Raw genomic sequence first — 401 nt, forward strand, 5'->3', positions numbered from 1 at the left:
GATGTAGCCACGGTTGAGAATGAAGTAGCTGAAAGGATGAGAAGAGCCAGGATGCCTCCTCCAACCATCCATTTTCGATGATGAGCAGATGATGGAATGCTCGTTAGGATATGTTCTTTAGAAATAGAAAGACCATCTGATTGTCTCAGATGGTCCGGTATTTGTTCGTTCAGTTGTTCCAGAAAGATTCGCTTTCGCGCTTCTTGTTGATCGTTCATTTTTACACCTGTTAATGTCTTACAGATATGATCCACCACATGAGAAGCAGCACCTGATCCAAAAGATAAGGCTCCACGATAAAACTCTACGCCATCGTTGTCGAGGACAACAAAATCAACCTTAGCTTTTTTCTGTTTCTCTTGGTACTCTTTTTCAATCTGTGATGTGACTTCGCATGCTTC

Annotated in this window: 1 protein-coding gene; it reads right to left on the bottom strand. The window is 42.1% G+C overall.

All coding sequences use genetic code 11. The features are described 5' to 3' along the window. Window positions 1-401: hypothetical protein (locus tag AC1DWA_RS33625; protein ID WP_477917861.1), on the bottom strand; the 401-nt coding region annotated here is incomplete at both ends.

Source organism: Rhodococcus sp. P4_F3_2 (assembly GCF_056401335.1).